13 protein-coding genes are annotated in these 19030 nt (G+C 29.8%); 10 read left to right on the forward strand and 3 right to left on the reverse strand.

The features are described from left to right. Positions 1 to 110 precede the first annotated feature (110 nt). The 4 genes from IPH62_14105 to IPH62_14120 are packed head-to-tail and all read left to right on the forward strand — an operon-like array spanning position 111 to position 6182. Complete coding sequence (locus IPH62_14105) at positions 111 to 731, forward strand: TetR family transcriptional regulator (protein MBK7106409.1); 621 nt, start codon at positions 111 to 113, stop codon at positions 729 to 731. A 17-nt stretch (positions 732 to 748) separates the two neighbouring features. Further along, positions 749 to 1783: an efflux RND transporter periplasmic adaptor subunit gene (locus IPH62_14110; GenBank protein ID MBK7106410.1), complete on the forward strand. Its 1035-nt coding sequence runs from the start codon at positions 749 to 751 to the stop codon at positions 1781 to 1783. Between the two features lie 9 nt (positions 1784 to 1792). Next, positions 1793 to 4882 (forward strand): efflux RND transporter permease subunit, encoded by a 3090-nt coding sequence (locus IPH62_14115; GenBank protein MBK7106411.1) that lies wholly within the window; start codon positions 1793 to 1795, stop codon positions 4880 to 4882. Next, complete coding sequence (locus IPH62_14120) at positions 4872 to 6182, forward strand: TolC family protein (GenBank protein MBK7106412.1); 1311 nt, start codon at positions 4872 to 4874, stop codon at positions 6180 to 6182. The genes IPH62_14115 and IPH62_14120 overlap by 11 nt, the downstream gene beginning before the upstream one ends. A 78-nt stretch (positions 6183 to 6260) precedes the next feature. Here IPH62_14120 and IPH62_14125 read toward each other — a convergent pair whose 3' ends face one another. After that, complete coding sequence (locus tag IPH62_14125; GenBank protein ID MBK7106413.1) at positions 6261 to 8729, reverse strand: alpha-galactosidase; 2469 nt, start codon at positions 8727 to 8729, stop codon at positions 6261 to 6263. A 39-nt stretch (positions 8730 to 8768) separates the two neighbouring features. Continuing rightward, positions 8769 to 10268 (reverse strand): MFS transporter, encoded by a 1500-nt coding sequence (locus IPH62_14130; protein ID MBK7106414.1) that lies wholly within the window; start codon positions 10266 to 10268, stop codon positions 8769 to 8771. 209 nt (positions 10269 to 10477) lie between these two features. Between IPH62_14130 and IPH62_14135 the strand changes: the two genes are divergently transcribed. The 6 genes from IPH62_14135 to IPH62_14160 all read left to right on the forward strand — a co-directional run bounded on the left by IPH62_14135 (position 10478) and on the right by IPH62_14160 (position 17994). After that, on the forward strand, positions 10478 to 11461 hold the full coding sequence (locus IPH62_14135) for a polyprenyl synthetase family protein (protein ID MBK7106415.1): 984 nt from the start codon (positions 10478 to 10480) through the stop codon (positions 11459 to 11461). Beyond that, the gene (locus IPH62_14140) at positions 11461 to 11727 is read left to right on the forward strand and encodes an HPr family phosphocarrier protein (GenBank protein ID MBK7106416.1); all 267 of its coding nucleotides are present in this window, start codon (positions 11461 to 11463) and stop codon (positions 11725 to 11727) included. The genes IPH62_14135 and IPH62_14140 overlap by 1 nt, the downstream gene beginning before the upstream one ends. Next, positions 11724 to 13463: a phosphoenolpyruvate--protein phosphotransferase gene (gene ptsP, locus IPH62_14145; GenBank protein ID MBK7106417.1), complete on the forward strand. Its 1740-nt coding sequence runs from the start codon at positions 11724 to 11726 to the stop codon at positions 13461 to 13463. The genes IPH62_14140 and ptsP overlap by 4 nt, the downstream gene beginning before the upstream one ends. Positions 13464 to 13554: 91 nt before the next feature. Then, positions 13555 to 16383 carry a PD40 domain-containing protein gene (locus IPH62_14150; protein ID MBK7106418.1) on the forward strand — a complete coding sequence of 943 codons (2829 nt, stop codon included), beginning with the start codon at positions 13555 to 13557 and terminating at the stop codon, positions 16381 to 16383. Continuing rightward, a complete protein-coding gene (locus IPH62_14155) occupies positions 16380 to 17519 on the forward strand; it encodes a PQQ-binding-like beta-propeller repeat protein (GenBank protein ID MBK7106419.1) in 1140 nt (379 codons plus the stop codon). The genes IPH62_14150 and IPH62_14155 overlap by 4 nt, the downstream gene beginning before the upstream one ends. A 1-nt stretch (position 17520) precedes the next feature. Beyond that, complete coding sequence (locus tag IPH62_14160; protein MBK7106420.1) at positions 17521 to 17994, forward strand: hypothetical protein; 474 nt, start codon at positions 17521 to 17523, stop codon at positions 17992 to 17994. 54 nt (positions 17995 to 18048) lie between these two features. Here the strand turns inward: IPH62_14160 and IPH62_14165 are convergent, their stop codons facing one another. Continuing rightward, a complete protein-coding gene (locus IPH62_14165) occupies positions 18049 to 18912 on the reverse strand; it encodes a DUF1207 domain-containing protein (protein ID MBK7106421.1) in 864 nt (287 codons plus the stop codon). Positions 18913 to 19030: the final 118 nt, after the last annotated feature.

Consider the following 19030-nt stretch of genomic DNA (forward strand, 5'->3'; position numbering starts at 1 on the left):
AAAAATAAAATATTATCGAATAAAAATGATGTAAATCATTAATTGAAAAATAATTATTGACAAACATACATGAATGTATGTAAATTTACACCCAAAAATTTATTATTAAAATGAAAAAAACAAAAGAAGAAGCTGAATTAACAAAACTCCAAATTCAAAAAGTTGCAATAAAAGTTTTTATAAAAAACGGTTACAGTGCAACTCGTTTGGAGGATATTGCGTCTGAAGCAAATGTAACACGCGGAGCTATTTATCATTACTTCAAAAATAAACGTGATATTCTTCTGGCAATTCATCAAAATAATAGAGAAAGAATTCAGAAAATTATTGATGAACTTGTTTATAAAGAAAAAGATCCGATTGAAATTATTAGAAAAGGTTTTTTGCAAGTTTATGAACATTTTGAAAATGATGAAGATTTTAAAGATGTGGAAGAATTGTTTTTCAAAATTGAATTTGCATCAATAATTCATCATGATGAAATAATTAGAGATTGTTTTCACAATGATTTGAAAAATCACAAAGACAGAATTTTTGAGATAATTAAAAAAGGTCAAAAAGAAAAAAAAATTAGAAAAGATATTAATGCAGAAAATCTTGCAATAATAATTATGACATTTCACTTAGGATTATCAATGGTTTGGTTTAAGCGAATTATGGATTTTCCAATTACTGAAATGGCAAAAAATCAAATTGAAGTTTTATTAAATGGAATTGCAATTAACAAATAATATAAATAGAGGAATTAATGAAAAAAATTATTTTATTGTTTTCAGTAATACTTTCCGGAATTAGTTTCTTTTCCGGTTGCACAACAGAAAAAAAAGAAGCAAAAAATATGGAACAAATTTATAAGGAAGAAGGAATTCCGGTTAGAGTTAAAGAAGCTGTAAAATCAAATTTTACGAAAGAGCTTACTTACAATTCCATTCTTTCCGGAATTGAAGAATCTTCTGCAAGCGCAAGCATGGGAGGAAGAATTGAAAAAGTTTTAACTAAAGTCGGCGATTTTGTAAAAAAAGATCAAGTGCTTTTTACATTCCCGGCTGATGCTCCGGGTACTCAATATTTTCAAGCTCAATCCGCATATGAAAATGCAAAAAGTACTTATGAAAGGTACAAAACTTTGCATGAAGTTGGCGGAGTTTCTGCTCAAAATTTAGATAATATAAAAACTCAATTTGAAGTTAATAGAGCAAATTGGGAAACTGTTCGAAAAGTTGTAAATGTTCTTGCGCCAATAACCGGCTATGTAACAAAAGTTTCAGTTGTCGAATCAGAAGATGTTAGAAAAGAAACCGTGCTTGCAACCGTTGCTGATTTACGCAAACTTAAAGCAAGCATTCAAGTTTCTGAAGAAGAAATAAATGATGTTAGAAAAGGTGGAAAAGCTTATGCAGAATGGCAAGGTTTGAAAATTCCGGGAATAATTTCTCAAGTTGATATGGCAATGGATCCGATGACACAATCATTTAATGCTGATATAATTTTTGAAAATCCTAATGCTCAAATTAAAGCGGGAATTACCGCAGATATTACAATTGTGAATGAAAAAAAAGGTGCCGAATCTATTACACTTGAACGAAAAGATTTAATTAAAAAAGGAAATGATTTTTATGTTTATGTTTTTCAAGATGGAAAATCTGTAATGAAAAAAGTTGAAGTTGGTAAATCAAGCGGTATTAATGTTGAAATATTATCGGGAATAAATGAGGGCGAAAAAGTTATAACAGAAGGTCAGACATTTTTAGATAACAACTCAAAAGTTAAGATTATTAATTAGGAGAACGTAATGAAAATTTCTGATTTATCTATAAATAGACCAATAATGATGAGCATGTTTTTATTGGTTCTGGTGCTGTTCGGAACAATTTCTTACTTTTCTCTAAAGTTGGATTTAATGCCCGATGTTGATATACCTTATGTAACAATTCAAACAGTTTATCCCGGTGCTGGACCGCAAGAAATTGAAACTCAAGTTTCGAAAAAAATAGAAGATGCCGTTTCGTCAGTTAGTCAAATAAAATCTTTAACTTCTTATTCTTTAGAAGGAGTTTCAATTGTTGTTGTAGAGTTTGAACTTGATAAAGATATTGATATTGCAAATCAAGAAGTGAAAGATAACGTTGATGGAATAATCAGCAATTTACCAACTGATATAAAAACTCCGGTAATTAAGAAAATTGATTTTGGTGCTCAGCCTGTTGTGGATTTGGTTCTTTCTGGTGATAAATCTCCAGTTGAACTTTACGAAATTGCTGAGAAAAAATTAAAAGATAGATTTTCTCAAATTGATGGAGTTGGTAATGTAAATATTCTCGGAGGTCAGCAGAGAGAAATTCGTGTTGAGCTTGATAATAGAATTGTATATCAAAATGTGCTTTCACTTCCTCAATTAAATCAATTGCTAAGTGCTGAAAATATGGATATTCCCGGCGGGCAAATTCAAAGAGAATCACAAGAATATTCTTCACGTGTAAAAGGAAAATTTTCTTCAATTGATGAAATGAAAAAACTCCAAATTCAGACTTTATTTGGACCAAAAGAATTAGGCAAATTGGCAAATGTAAAAGATGATGGAAAGGAAATTAGAATAAGAAGTACTTATTTAAATAATCTTGCAAAAACCAAAGATGAAAATGTTGTATTCTTATCCTTAATTAAAGCTGCCGATGGAAATACTGTTGAACTTGCAAAATCAGTTTATGAACTTTTACCTCAATTAAAAGAAGAACTTCCAAAGGGAATTAATTTGGAAGTAATAACAGATAAATCAGAATTTATTAGTGCATCCGTTGAAGATACACTTGGCAACATTGGTATGGGAATTATTCTTACTGCATTAGTACTTTTATTTTTCTTACATGATTTAAGATCTACAATAATAGTTGCTTTATCAATGCCGTTCTCAATAATCTCAACGTTTTTACTAATGGATTTATCCGGATTCTCTCTCAACGTAATGTCTTTAATGGGATTATCAACATCAATTGGAACTCTTGTTGCAAACTCAATTGTTGTTTTGGAAAATATTTTCCGTCATAAAGATATGGGGCATAATAGAAAAGAAGCCGCCGCAAAAGGAACTTCGGAAGTATTTGTTGCTGTTATTGCATCAACAATGACAAACATTGTAGTATTTGTACCGATTGCAAATATGTCAAGTTTAATTGGACAATTTTTTAGAGAATTTGCGTTAACTGTAACTTTTGCAACAATATTTTCAATTGTTGTTTCTTTTACATTAACACCAATGTTAGCAGCATTGATATTGCCCGAACGCGATACAAAAAAACATAAAATTGGTGAAATGTTAGAAAAAATGTTTAAAAGTTGGGAAGTTACTTATAAAAAAATGTTAGCTGTTGTAATTAAAAATAGAGTAAATAGTGCAATCACAATTGCAATATCCATTGTGTTTTTCTTTTTCAGTTTGTTTGTTGCATCAAAATTAAGTTTTGAGTTTATGCCGTCGCTGGATGAAGGAATGATAAATATTCAAGTTGAACTTCCGCAAGGATATAATTTGGAAGAAACCGCAAATTTATTGAATGAAACCGAAAAAAGAATTACATCACACAAAGAAGTTAAACATGTTCTTACTCAAATGGGAAAAATTAGCGATCTTGATCAAGGAACAAATATTGCATTGATGAAAATTGAATTAGTTCCAGCAGAACAAAGATCAATTTCTACCAAAGATATGGTTAGCAACTATATGTGGGAATTATCAACAATTCCAAATGCAATGTTTAGAATATCTTCTGTGCAGAGTGCCGGAAGCAGCGGAGAGCCGCCTATTACTTTTTTCTTAAAAGGTGTTGAAAATTCTAAGTTGGAAGAAATTAAACAAGATTTGTTTTCACGAATGAAAAATATTCCGGGATTAACAAATTTAAATACAAGTTCTCGTTCGGGAAAACCGGAAATAACTTTAATTCCCGATAGAATAAAATTGGCAAGTGCTGGATTAACAGTTTACGATTTAGCTATGACATTACGCGCAAGTATGGAAGGATTAACCACAACTAAATATTCTGAAAATGGTGAGGAATATGATATTCGTGTAACACTTGCTGATGAATCAGTTGATTCACCGGAAAAAATTGGAAACCTAACAATTGTTTCGCGAGTTGGAAAATTTAAAATGAATCAACTTGCAGAAATTAATTTTACAGATGGATACAGCAGAATCTTACATCGTGATAAAGCAAAAACAATACAATTTACCGGAGATGTTGCAACCGGTTATGCTCTCGGTGATATTACAAATTCAATAGAAAATGAAATTGAAAAAACAAATTTACCTAATGGATATTCAGTTAAATGGTCTGGTGCAGCCGAAATGATGGGACAAGCAATTATGGATATGGGCTTTGCATTCATGATTGCATTTATTTTAACATTCATGCTTTTAGCTGCAATTTTGGAAAGTATTACACAACCGTTAATGATTTTAGGAACAATTCCACTTGCTTTAATTGGAGTGTTTTTAGCAATGTATATTTCCGGATTGAATTTAAGCGTTATGGCAATGCTTTCAATTGTTATGTTAATTGGAATTGTAGTAAATAATGCAATTTTAATTTTAGATTATACAAATGTTTTTATCAAAAAAGGAATGTCTGTTAAAGAAGCTTTGCTTGAAGCAGCTCCAACAAAATTAAAACCAATATTAATGTCAACAATTGCAATTGTACTTGGTATGGCTCCTATGGCTTTGGGAATTGGTTCTGCCGGAAAAGAATTTAGACAGCCAATCGGCGTTGTAAGTATTGGCGGATTAATAGTTTCCGGAATTTTAACAATGTACATAATACCAGCGGTTTTGGAATTAGTTCACAGAGAAAAAAAAGTTGTTGAGGTAAAAAATGAAAAATAAATTTTTGATTTTATTCACATTTATTTTTGCTGCACAATTTAATGCGCAAACTTATGATATAAATTCTTTTTTGGATTTAGTGAAAATAAATAATAAAGATATTCAGATTGCATTGAAAGATTTGGAAATTGCAGAAACTCAAGATGCGCAAGCCCGAGCTAATGCTTATCCTCAAATTTCTGCCAAAGCTGGTTATAATAGAAATTTAAAAGATGCATTTTTATTTGTTGATTTTGGTTCCTTAATGGGTGAATCAACCGGCGCTCCGTCAAAATTCAAAATTAATTATAAAAATGAATTTAGTGCGCAAGCTGTTGTATCTCAGCAAGTATTTAATTTTTCTGTTTTCAATGCAATTAAAGCAGCAGAGCAATATCAGAAATTAACTGATTATGTTTTTGATGCAACTTTGCAAGGGATTTTAAATGGAAGCAAAAAAGCTTTTTATCAAACTTTATTGTTAAAGAAAGTTCATGAAGTAAATAAAGAAGCTGCAAAAAATGCAGAAGAAAATTATTTAATTATGAAAAAGAAATATGATACCGGACTTGCTTCGGAATTTGAAATGCTTCAAGCAGAAGTTCGCTGGCAAAATAATATTCCTTTGGTTACACAATCGGAAAGAAATTATAATTTGGCTGTAAATAGTTTGAAATTATTAGCCGGATTAAAACCCGAAGAAAATTTTGAAATAATTGGCGAGCTAAATAAAGTTGAAGATAAACCGCAAATGTTGGAACTTCAAGATGTTTTAACAAATCGCCCGGATTATAATGCTTTGCTTTGGGAAAAGAATTTGCGTGAGACAAATGTTGATGTTGAATATTCGGGACATTTGCCTTCGCTGTATGCAAGTTTTGCATATCAATTTTCTTCGCAATCTGATTATTTTCAATTTGATAGAGTAAATAATTATTTAATTGCCGGATTAACTTTGAACATTCCAATATTTACCGGATGGAATACAAGTGCAAAAGTTCAGAAAGCAAGAATTGAAGCTGAGCAATCTGAAATAAAATTATCAAAAACTGAAAATGAAATATTTATTCAAATAAAAAATTTGGATTTAAAATTAAAAGAAGCAGAAAAGAGAATAGTATCTGCGGAAACAACTTTCAAAATTGCAAAAAAAGCTTTTGATATTGCAAAAATAAGTTCGGAAAATGGATTGGCAACTCAGTTGGAATTAAAAGATGCAAGTGTTGGTTATGATCAAGCCCAGCTTAATTATTTTGCCGCAATTTATGAATATTTGGAATCCTATTTTGATTGGGAATTAGCCGTAGGAATTAATAAATAAAAAATCATATTGAAGAATAAAAGCTTGGTTTTTAAACTGAGCTTTTATTTGAATATAAATAGTTACAGTGAAATATTTTTATTTAAAACTCTCGTTAAAATTAATTTCCCAATTTACATTTTCACTTTTCTCAAATTTTACATGAACGCGAACAATATTATCATCCATAAATTTGAGTGAATAGTTTTCAAAATCATGATGAATTGAATTTCTTCCTTGTACCCAATTTTGTCCGCCCGGAATATAAACTGCAACATTATGAGATGTATTTAAAATTCCTAAAGAACTTCCGGAAATTGTATTTTTTTCAGAGTTCCAAAATATATTTTCAACTTCGTGAGCACCTTGCAAAATATGTCGATCAGTAGAAATGAATTGTGGATTTCCGGTTTTTTCATGAAGTGATAATAAAGTTACACTTTGCGGAAGCAATTTAATTTTTAATGAATTTGAAATTTCACCAACAAACTTTTCCATCCAAAAATCATAACCCAAATAAATTGTTTTGGGATTTAACCATAGTCTTTCAAAAGAAATTTCTTTTACAACTAAATCTTCACTTGGATTAAAAATTCCAACTACATTCCACTCTGCAAATGATTTTTTAATTTTAGTGATAAAAATATTTTGTTTATCATTATCAAATAAATCAACCGGTTTTGCGGCTTCACCAAATTGCGGTAGAATTTTTTTTAAAATTTCTAAACGAGAAAAATCCAAATCTGAAAGTCGATCACCGGAAATTATATTTCCGCCGCTTAATCCAATTATTGTTGCGGCTGCTTGCGCTTGTGGAATTGACAAATGATTTATACAAATATGATCAGCATCATTTACCCAAGTGTTTTTATGAAAATAATATCTCTTTGCAGCAGCCGGTGCACTGCTTGCAGAATCCAAAAAATATTGCTGCCAAGCAGCTTTTGAATAACCGTAATTTTGATCAAGTTCGATGCGCATACTATCAATAAACCCGACAGAAACATTTCCCGGACCGCAATCATTTATATGTTTTTCATTTCCAATTGCATTTCTAATAATTTCAAAACCTTTTCTGTAAACTTGCGCTGGTGTTGCCGTTAAATCATTGAAATGATGTGCAGAGAAAATTGACCATGCAACAAAATCAATTTTAATCATTTCATAACCCCAAACATTTCCAATTTTATCAAATAAATTATAAAACCATTTTTCCGCCTCCGGATGTGTAATATCCAAACAATAACGTTTTTGGTTTTCATTCTTTGCCCAATCCGTATCTAAACTTGGCCAAGGTCCAACTCGAAGAAAATTTCCATTTTTATCTTTCAAAAACCAATCTGGATTTTTCTGAAAAATTTCCACTGGTTCCGAAACCAAATAAGGAGCAATCCAAAGCCCGGGTTTTAATCCATAATATTTTATCTTTTCTGCAAGCCATTTCATTCCATGAGGAAATTTTGTATTCCCTTCCCAATCGCCATGATAACGCTGATAGCCTTCATCAATCTGAATATATTCTAAACCGTATTGCTTCAAATTTTTAGAAACAAATTCTGCGTTGCGAACAACCTCATCTTCAGTGATATGTTCATATGTATAGAACCAATTGCACCAGCCGTTAATTGTGGAATTTGTTCTTGCAGAATTTAAAACTCCCGTTACTCTTGCAAAATCTTCCAAAGCATTATATGGAGTTTGAGAAATATTTATCATGAATCGATTTGAAGAAATATCTTTACCGGATTTTAAAATTGTTCCCGGTGCAAAAACTGATTCCGTGTATATTGAAATATTATTTTGTGAATTTTTTGAAACAACAATTTCTCCAAGTCCGTTTTGGTTATCTACAAATCCGCAGACTAACCCCTCTTTATCATATCCACGAAAAAATCCAATATTCCACCAACTTCTAATCCGATTTTCCGCGGGGTAATTAAATTCCGGAGAAATATTTCCACCTTTAGTTGGACCATACGGCGTTGGCTCTTTGTAAGGTTTTCCAAATTCATGAATCATTCCTACATCGTAATACATTGCACCGTTTGTTAAAACTTTGCTTGTATTAATCCAAGAAAGTGAACTTCCAATTTCTTCAATTGCACATATTGGCTCAATACTTTTTATATTGAAATTTTTGGAAGAAACATTTTTGCACTTAGCTTCAATAATTATGTTATTCCAATTTTCATAAAGTGAAAAGGAAGTATGAAAATCTAAATCACCATTTAAATCTTTGGAATAAACTTCTAACTTTTTTCCTTTGCCAAGTTTATCATCAATGTTTTTTGTAGATAAAATGTGAGAATAATTTTTCTGCGAAATTGAAATTTTACCAAAATTTAAATTTGCTCTAACTGTTGCATTTAAAACTAAAAAATCCCCATTCATTTGATGAATATTAAATCTTCCGGCTTTTTCATCAAAGTATATTGAGAAAAAATCATTACTAATTTGCGGATTTTCACTGCTAAAAAAGGTTGAGTTGAGCGGATTAATAAAAGCTAATGAAGCACTCGTAACAGAAATTTTTTTTATAAACTCTCTTCGATTGAAAGAATCCGACATAAATATTATTCCTTATGTTGCCACGAATTCACGAATATTTTAATCAACATCATCAACAAACAGAACTAATAATCCGGCTATTACCATTGAAATTCCACCAAGAATTAAAGCAAAAATTGCATGATTATCAAAAAGATTTTTTACAAAAAATCCTAAAATTGCGGCAGCTGTAATTTGAGGAATTACAATAAAGAAATTAAAAATTCCCATGTAAACTCCCATTTTTTCTGCCGGTAAAGAACCGGTTAAAATAGCGTAAGGCATTGCCAAAATTGAAGCCCAAGCTAATCCAATTCCAAGTTCGGAAATAAGCAATAAATTTGGATCTTTAATTAGGTAGAACGAAGCCAAACTTAATCCGCCAATAATTAAGCTAATAAGATGAACAGTTTTTCGCGAAGTTTTTTTAGCCATCCACATAATTGCAAATGCCATAATTGCAGCAAATCCATTATAGACAGCCATTAAAATTCCAACCCAATCTGCGCCTTCATTATACAATTCTGATGAAGTATCAACTGCTCCGTATATGTGTCTTGTTACTGCTGGCGTTGTGTAAATCCACATTGCAAAAAGTGCAAACCATGAAAAAAATTGTACGTATGAAAGTTGTTTCATTGTTTTCGGCATATTGTACAAATCATTTATAATAGAAAGCAGTCCGGATTTAGATTTGTTCTTTGCAAAACTTCCGGCTAAAATTTGTAATAATCCAAATGCAGAAACTCCACCGAAAAGAACGTACAATCCTAAATCAATGTAAATGAAATTTGCAAAAATGAGAAGTAAAATTACTCCGGCAACGGTCCAAGCAATTCCATTTTTATATAAGAATGTTGAATTAACATTTAAAGATTTTTCAAGATTTTTCTTTCCGAATTTTACAGAAGTTTCTTCAGAATATAATTTTAATTCTTCCGGAGAATATTCTTTTGATTTTAAGACTGTCCACAGTACAGCGAGAAAAAAAACTGTTCCGCCGATATAAAATGAAAATTTAACTGAGTCCGGAATTTCACCGGTTGGTGCCGTGTTTGAAATCCCAAGCCAATTTGTCATTATATACGGAAGTGCTGATGCAACAATTGCCCCAGTTCCAATAAAAAAACTTTGCATGGAAAATCCGGTTGTACGCTGTTCTGAAGGAAGCATATCTCCCACAAAAGCTCTGAAAGGTTCCATGGATACATTTATAGATGCATCCATTATCCAAAGCATTCCGGCAGCAAACCAAAGTAAAGGAGAATTTGGCATAATGAACAAAGCTAATGAAGCTAAAATTGCTCCGACTAAAAAATATGGTCGTCGTCTCCCAAGTTTGCCCCAAGTGTTATCACTCATGTGACCTATAATTGGCTGAATAATTAATCCGGTAACCGGAGCTGCAATCCATAATATCGGGATTTCATCAATGTTTGCACCAAGCGTTTCAAAAATTCTGCTCACATTTGCATTTTGCAAAGCGAAGCCAAATTGAATTCCTAAAAATCCAAAACTCATATTCCAAATTTGCCAGAAGCTTAATTGCGGTTTTTTCAAGTTACACCTACTGATTTTTATTTTCTTTTGATTAAATTAACTAAAATTAAATATCAAAAAAATTATGAAGCTGAATTTTTAAATTAAATTTTTTGTCAAAAATCCAAAAAGTGAAAATAAAGTTAAAAATTTGCTGTTGGCTATAAAGGAATTTATAATAAATATTTATATATTTATTAAACAGATAACTAATAAGGTAATATTAATTAATGAAATTTAATCCCGCAGAATTTTACCAAAAAGAAATTCAGAAATTTGAAAAAAAATATTTTACTACTGCCGAAGGTAAATTTCCAAAATCACTTTATGAACCTTGTGATTATATAATAAAAAGCGGCGGAAAAAGATTACGACCTTTTTTAGTTATTTTATCCGCAAATGCAGTTAATGCAAAATCATCTTCAGTTTTGAATGCCGCGGTTGCAGTTGAATTGTTTCACAATTTTACTTTGGTGCATGATGATATTATGGATAATGCAGATAAAAGAAGGGGACGACAAACTTTACATATTAAGTATGATGTTAATACTGCAATTCTTGCCGGCGATAATTTAATGGCAATTGCTTACAAATCACTTTTAAAAGATTGTAAAAAAAATGGAATAAGCGCTGTTGAAGATTTTACAAATGGTTTAATTGAAGTTTGCGAAGGACAAAGTTTGGACAAGGATTTTGAAATAAGAAGAAAAGTTTCTATTGAAGAATATCTAGTAATGATTAGTAAAAAAACTGCCGCACTCGCTGAAACATGCTGCTCAATTGGAGCTAAACTTGGCGGCGGAAATATTAAGGAAATTAATTCACTTAAAAAATTTGGTAAATATTTAGGTTTAGCATTTCAAATTCAAGATGATTTATTAGATATTACCGCGGATGAATCTGAATTTGGTAAAAAAATTGGCGGCGATTTAGTTGAAGGCAAAAAAACTTATTTACTTCTTAAAGCGTTAGAAAAAGCAAAAGGGAAAAATTTGCAATTAATTCAAAAAGTAATTGATGAAAAAGGAATTAAGTTTGAAAAAGTTCCAGAATATAAAAAACTTTACGAAGATTTAGGAATTATAGAAGACGCATCGAATGAAGTTAAGAAATATACTTCGCTTGCCCTTAATCAATTAAAAAATGTTAAAAACGAAAAAGCAAAAATTACATTGCAATGGTTAGCAAATTCACTTACAGATAGAAAAAAATAATGATTGAAAAAACAGTTGAAATTATAAATAATGCCGGACTTCATACAAGACCAGCGGCAACAATTGTAAAAATTGCGGCTAAATTTAAAAGTGAGTTTTTCATCAACAAAGATGGAATGAATATAAACGGAAAAAGTATTATTGGCGTTATGACTTTAGCTGCTGAGAAAGGCTCAAATCTTGTTCTAACTTTTGAAGGAGAAGACGAACAAGAAGCATGTGTGGCAATAATAGATTACTTTAATAGAGGCTTTGATGAATTATGAGTGAAAATATTCTTAAAGGAATTGCTGCAGCTCCGGGGATTTCAATAGCCACAGCTTTTATTTACAAAAAGGAAATTGAATCTATTGATGATGAAATAATTACAAATATTGATGAAGCAATAGAGAATTTCGATAAATCACTTAGCAAATCCAAAAAAGAATTACATAAAATATTTACTCTTGCTGTCGATAAAATGGGCGAAAAAAGAGCCGGAATTTTTGAAGCTCAAATGATGATTCTTGATGATCCGGTTTTAATTCAAAATATTAAAGATAGAATTAAAAAAGAAAAACGTTCGCCAATATATATTGTTGATGCGGAGTTTTCCAAATATCAAAAAATACTTGCTCTTTCCGAAGAATCTTACATGAAGGAAAGATCGCAAGATATTGAAGATATAAAAAATAGAATTATCAGAAATATTAAAAAGAAAAAATGGATTTCAAGAATTGAAAAGGATGTAATTGTTGTAACAAATAGTATTACTCCGGCGGACACAGTTTTATTTTCCAGAGAAAACGTAAAAGGTTACATTACAAATTTTGGCGGATTAACAAGCCACGCTGCAATTGTTGCCAGAAGCTTAAACATTCCGGCTGTTTTGGGAATTCATGATTCCACTACAATAATTAAAAATGGTGATAAAATTATTATTGACGGCGTTCACGGCGAAGTAATTATAAATCCAACTGCTGAGCAATTAAATTATTATGAAGAAAAAAGCAAACGGTTGGCAGAGTTTGATTCCGGGTTGGCAAAATTGGCTGATAAACCCGCAATTACAAAAGACGGAAGAAAAATAATTCTTCGTGCAAATTTAGATATTGTTGAAGAACTTGAATATATTTTTAGAAATGGTGCAGAAGGCGTTGGATTAGTTAGAACAGAACAAATTTTTAATTTGGCTGATGAATTTCCCGATGAAAATAAACAGTATAAAGTTTATAAAGATTTGGCAGAAAAAATTTATCCCAATATTGTAATTATCAGAACTTTTGATATTGGCGGCGATAAAGTTTTTCCCGTTGATGTAAAAGAACCAAATCCGTTTTTAGGCTGGCGGGGAATTAGATTTTTACTTGATAATGAAAATCTGCTTAAAATACAAATACGCGCATTGCTCAGAGCAAGCATTCACAAGAATATTAAATTTATGATTCCTATGGTTTCATCAATTCAAGAAATTAGAAGGACAAAAGAAATTTTAGAAATCTGCAAAAGTGAATTGAAATCCGAAGGAAAAGAATTTGATAAAAAAATTAAAATTGGAATTATGATCGAAGTTCCATCAGCTGCAGTTATGGCTGAAGAATTTGCCGCTGAAGTTGATTTTATAAGTATTGGCACAAATGATTTAATTCAATATTTATTGGCTGTTGATAGAGGAAACGAAATAGTATCTTCGTTATATCAAGAATTTCATCCGGCTGTAGTTCGTGTACTTTATAAAATAATTCACGCAAGCAAATTAAAATCTGCAAAAGTTAGCATGTGCGGTGAAATGGCTGCGGATATTTTAGCAACTCCTTTATTAGTTGGTATGGGATTAGACTCTTTAAGTGTTTCGGCTTCAACAATTCCACATATAAAAAAAATTATTAGATCCATAAATTTTTCAGATGCAAAACAATTGGCAGAAGAATGTTTAACATTAAAAACTGAAAAAGAAATTAGTACAAAACTTCAAGATTATTTTAAATTTCATTTTACAGACGAATTAGAAAATGTATTCTAATTAATTTTGGCGACAATTTATTGCACTTCGAGTAATAAATATTTTTATAAAATTAAAATTCAAAACACTAAATATTAATCTCGAATCTGGAATGCAAATCTTAAAAACTTATTTTCTAAAATATTCATTTATCATTTTTTTCTTTACAACAACAATTCTAAATGCACAGCTATATTTTTTCGGAAGAAATAAAGTTCACTATGAAAATTTTGAATGGAAAGTAATTAAAACAGAACATTTTGATATTTATTACTATGATGATTTTGAAGAAATGGCAGAAATTGGCGCCGCTTATGCCGAAGAAGCTTTTGATGATTTGAAGATAAAATTTAATCATATAATGATTAAAAAAATTCCGCTAATTTTTTATAACACTCATAATCATTTTCAGCAGACAAATACAATCCCAAATTTTATTCCCGAAGGCGTTGGAGGTTTTTTTGAATTTATGAAAGGACGAGTTGTAATTCCTTATCTAACTTCGTTAGAACAGTTTCGTCATGTAATACGTCACGAATTAGTTCATGTTTTTATGACAAGTAAAGTTTTAAATGTTGTTAAAGATCATAGAGTAATTGGTGATAATTATCCACCGCTTTGGTTTGTTGAAGGTATTGCCGAATATTGGTCATACCATTGGGATACACAAGCCGAAATGATTATGCGAGATGCTGTTCTGAATAATTTCTTCGCTCCGTTAAAAGATATTTACAGAATTTACGGAAGTTTTTTAATGTACAAAGAAGGACAAAATTTTTTAGAGTTTGTAAGTAAAAAATATGGCGAAGATAAAATTTTACAATTCTTAGAAAATTTTTGGCGATTTAAAAATTTTGAAGATGTAATTGAATTTACAATCGGAGAACGCTTTGAAAAAATTGATGAAGATTGGCAATATTATTTAAAACAGAAATATTATCCACTTTACGAAAATAAAACTTCGCATTTTATTGAATCAAAAAAAATTACTTACGAAGGTTACAATTTTTCTCCGAATTATTTTGAAAGCGAAAATGGAAATAAAATATTTTTTGTTGGAAATAGAAATGGTTATTCGTCAATTTATAAAATGGATTATAACCCGGATTCAATTGATTTTGCTGAGCCGGAGCAAATTTTAGAGGGAGAAAAAGAAGTTATCTTTGAAACTTTTCATTTGCTAAAACCATCAATGACTATTTCTTCAAAAGGAATTTTAGCATTTGTAACAAAAGCCGGAGCTACAGATGCAATCCATCTTTTTGATACAAAAAATAATGAAATTCTAAAACACTTTAAATTTAATGAATTGTTAACAATTGAATCGCCAAGTTTTGATTCATCCGGAATTAAAATTCTTTTTCATGCAACTGATAGAAAAGGTTACATTGATATTTATCAAATAGAAATTAATTCCGGTGAGATAAAAAGATTTACAAATGATTTTTATTCCGATAGAGATCCAATATTTAATAAAGACAATTCTAAAATTATTTTTTCGTCAGATAGAACAAGCGGAATTTATCAGCAGAAAAATAATTTGTTTGAGATTGATATTAATACCGGTGAAGTTAAATATCTTACATATTCAAATGCAGATTTAACAAGCCCTAAATATTCTCCGGATTATTCTTCACTTTATTGCCTTGCAGATAATGACGGTGTGAAAAATCTTTGGCAAATTAATTTTGATAAAAATAATGAACCATTAAATATGACTCAAAAGACAAGATTTTTAACAAGTATTTTTGAGTATGAATTTGTTGATTCAAATGAATTGATAACTTCAACTTTTGAAAAATTTTCATTTCAGTTTTTTTCACTTAATCTTGATGAAATTCCCGACACAATTTTATTAACTAAAAATTTCACATACGATGAAATTAAAATTCCATGGCAGCCGGAAAAAATTGTAATAAATTCTGAGACTGATAAATTGCATTATGAAAACCAATATTCATTGGACTATGCTTTTAGTCAAATTTCTACTGATCCAATTTACGGAACTCGTGGCGGCGCAATATTTTCCTTAAGCGATTTACTTGGCGATGACAGATATTATTTTATGATTTATAATTCAGCAGAAATCCAAAGTGACTTTTTCAAAAATATTAATGTAGCAATTAGCCGCGTAAACACCGGCGGAAGAACCAATTTCGGTTATGGAATATTTCATCATACCGGAAGACGATATGATATTAGAGAAAGTGACAGCTATTTTTATGAAAGAAGTTTCGGTGGATACATTTCACTTTTATATCCATTATCTTCATTTCAAAGAATTGAAACAAGCACAACAATTTCAAATTCCGATAGAGAAATTTCAATAGATCTGTTGCCAAGAAAAGCACTTTTACTATCAAACACAATTTCATTTATTCATGATAACACACTTTGGGGAAATACAGGTCCGGTTGACGGCTCACGGCTTAGACTTTTATTAGGTTATACTTCAGATATAAAATACAGCAATTCAAATTTTTATTCCTTAATTGCAGATTATAGAAATTATTTTAGACTTCATAATAGAATTACATTGGCAACGCGCGCATCAATTTTCTATAACGAAGGAAAAGATGCCAGAAGATATATTGCCGGCGGGAGCTGGGATTTAAGAGGTTGGCCAAGATTTAGAATTCGCGGCGAAAAAATGTGGTTGTCTTCGGTCGAATTAAGATATCCGTTGATAGATCAATTTTATTTAAAATTACCTTTTGTAGGATTAGGTTTTGCCGGAATTAAAGGCGCTGCATTTATTGATGCGGGAAGTGCTTGGGATGATAAATATGAAAACACAATCGGAAGTGTTGGAATTGGTTTAAGATTTAACTTTCTCGGCGCAATAACTTTTCGTTATGATGTTGGAAAAAAAATTGAAAATAACTTTTCGTCTTTTCAAAATAGTTTGTTTTATCAATTCTTTTTTGGATGGGATTTTTGAGAAAATATTTATCAATAATATTTATAATAATTTTTTTAATTGGTTGTGCCAGAGCAATTCAATTTAATAAGTATAATGAGAATTCCGAAATTATTTCTCAATATGGAAGTTCACCAAATCGAAATTTTTATATAAATAAAAAAATTGAAATATTAAAAAATCCAATTTGGGAAAAAAGCACTTACGGGAGTTACTCGAATTATCCTTTTTCAGCGTATGATACGGTTTTGTTCGTATCAGATTTAGGCGGGAGAATTACAGCCCTAAATTTAGTTAGTGGAAAAAAACTTGGTGAGATTAAATACAAAGGCGGAATTGAGCAAACACCAATTATTGATAAATCAATTATGATATTTGTTGTAAATGAAGAAAAGGAAAATTATTCATCGCTGGTTGTTTATGATTTGTTAAAAGCAAAAGAATTTTATAAAGTTAAACTCGAAGGCAAAGTTACGAATGAATTAATTTTTCAAAATGAAAAAATTTTCATACTTACTAATTTCGGTAAACTTTATAAGTTTTCGCGAATGGGAATTAAAGAATGGGATATAAATTTAAAGGAAAAATTTTATTCAGATCCGGCAGCTGATGAAGAAAATTTATATGCGTGTTCAATTTTCGGAAATTTATTTTCTATCCAACTAAATGATGGAAAAGTAAATTACAAAATTAAAATTTGCGAGGAAGTTCAAAGTGGAATTACTATGAATGAATCTTCAATATTTTTTGGTGATGAAAATGGAAATGTATTTTCAATTGATAAAAAATCTGCAAAAATTATTTGGGAGTTTAAAACAAATTTCAAAATTAAAACTGCTCCGACAATTGATAATAATTCTGTTTACATCGGAAATTTAAATGGCGATTTATTTTCTCTAAATCTGATAAATGGAAATCAAAATTGGAAACTTGAAACAAACGGATTAATAAATTCAACTTCGCTTGTTTTTGAAAATATTTTAATTCAGCCGAATATGAATATGGATGTTGATTTTATTGATAAAACGACTGGAGAAATTATTGATAAAATTCAATTTGAAGGAAGATGCCGAACTTCACCATTTTTTGTGAAAGATAAAATTATTTTTGGAATTGATAAAGATGATGTTTTTTGTTTTTCGGTAAAGGAAAATTAAAATGTTAAGAATAATAATTTTCGTATTCGTTCTAAATTCAATAAATATTTTTTCGCAAGATTCCTCAAACGTAAATTTAAATAATGCATCTCAAAATTTATTAAACGAAAAAAACAAAATTCATATTGATAAAAATCCGTTAATAAAAATTCTTCCGCTTAGAATTTGGAATTTAAATATTGGAAATAAAAATCAAAATTTAGAAATAATGAATTTACCGTTAAAATTAAAAATGCAGAAAGAGAGTTTTGTCGAATCTGATTTGTTTTATATTGTTGTTGGATCAGCAGTAGCATTTGGAGCAACTGCAGCATATTTGAAAAATGAATCCGATAAAAATTATGAAAAGTATAAAATTACCGGCGATGTAAATTATCTTAACAAAACAAATATTTTAGATATTTACAGCGGTGTAGCTCTTGGCGCACTTCAAATTAATTTTGGATATTTAATTTATAAGTTTCTTACAGATTAGTAACGAAATTAAAAACATGACATCTTTTCAGAAGTTGGCATCTTGAAAAAAAAATTAAAAAAAATCAACAAAAAAACCAATTCCAAACTGGCTAACTCTTTTCATATAATATTCGCTAAATGGATTTGAACCATAAAAATAAGATAGATAAATCACAATTCCTTTTTTCTCCATTTTACCGAATTTCATTCCAAGTAAATTATTATAATTAAATTGATATTTGGGATTTCCTTCCAAACTAAAATTACTCGCAATAAAAATGTTGGTTTCATTATCAATTATTTTATTCGATGAAATTTCAAATCCGAAATAAGAATTCCACTTTTCCAATATTTTAGGTCTAATTAGTGTTGAATAAGAAATGGCGGAATATGTTCTTAAAGTCCCATAATTTTCAAGGAATTGATATCCAAGTAATAATTCACCAAAATCTTTAGTAAAGGGAATTGGTTTATCATTATTCATCCATTGATTTCTTTCCGAATCAAAATGTCCATCAACAAGATGGGCGCTATTATGAATTATTCTGAAACGAGAAATAAGTTTACCACTGATATATTTTTTTGAAAATGCAGCATTACCTCCAAAAAATCCGTCTAAAGCATCTATCTGCAATCTTTTTTCAGCATAATTTGTAGAAAGAGCATAAGCCATAAACTCAATTGAAAAAGTTAATTTTGAATTTAAATTTGTGAAATTAAATGCTAAAAGATCAATATTATTTCCTATATCAACTTTTAAATTTCCATTTTTAGGGTAATATAAAATTCCAATTTTTGCTTCTTCATAATTTGCTTTAATTGGTAAAAAGTGTAAACCTTGCGGCAAAAATTCAAAATTATTTTCTTGCGAAATTATTTCTGTACTTTTAATTATAAAGAAAAAAATAAAAATAGAGGTAAAGTATTTTAAGTTCATTCCGATAAATAAAGTTATATAAATAACAAAGAATTCAATATGAAATATAAAGATAAAATTTTGTAAAAGTATATGTTATATAACGGTTTAAGAATTTTATTTTATATTCGACTTGAAA

The sequence above is a fragment of the Ignavibacteriota bacterium genome (assembly GCA_016708125.1).
Taxonomy (GTDB): domain Bacteria; phylum Bacteroidota; class Ignavibacteria; order Ignavibacteriales; family Melioribacteraceae.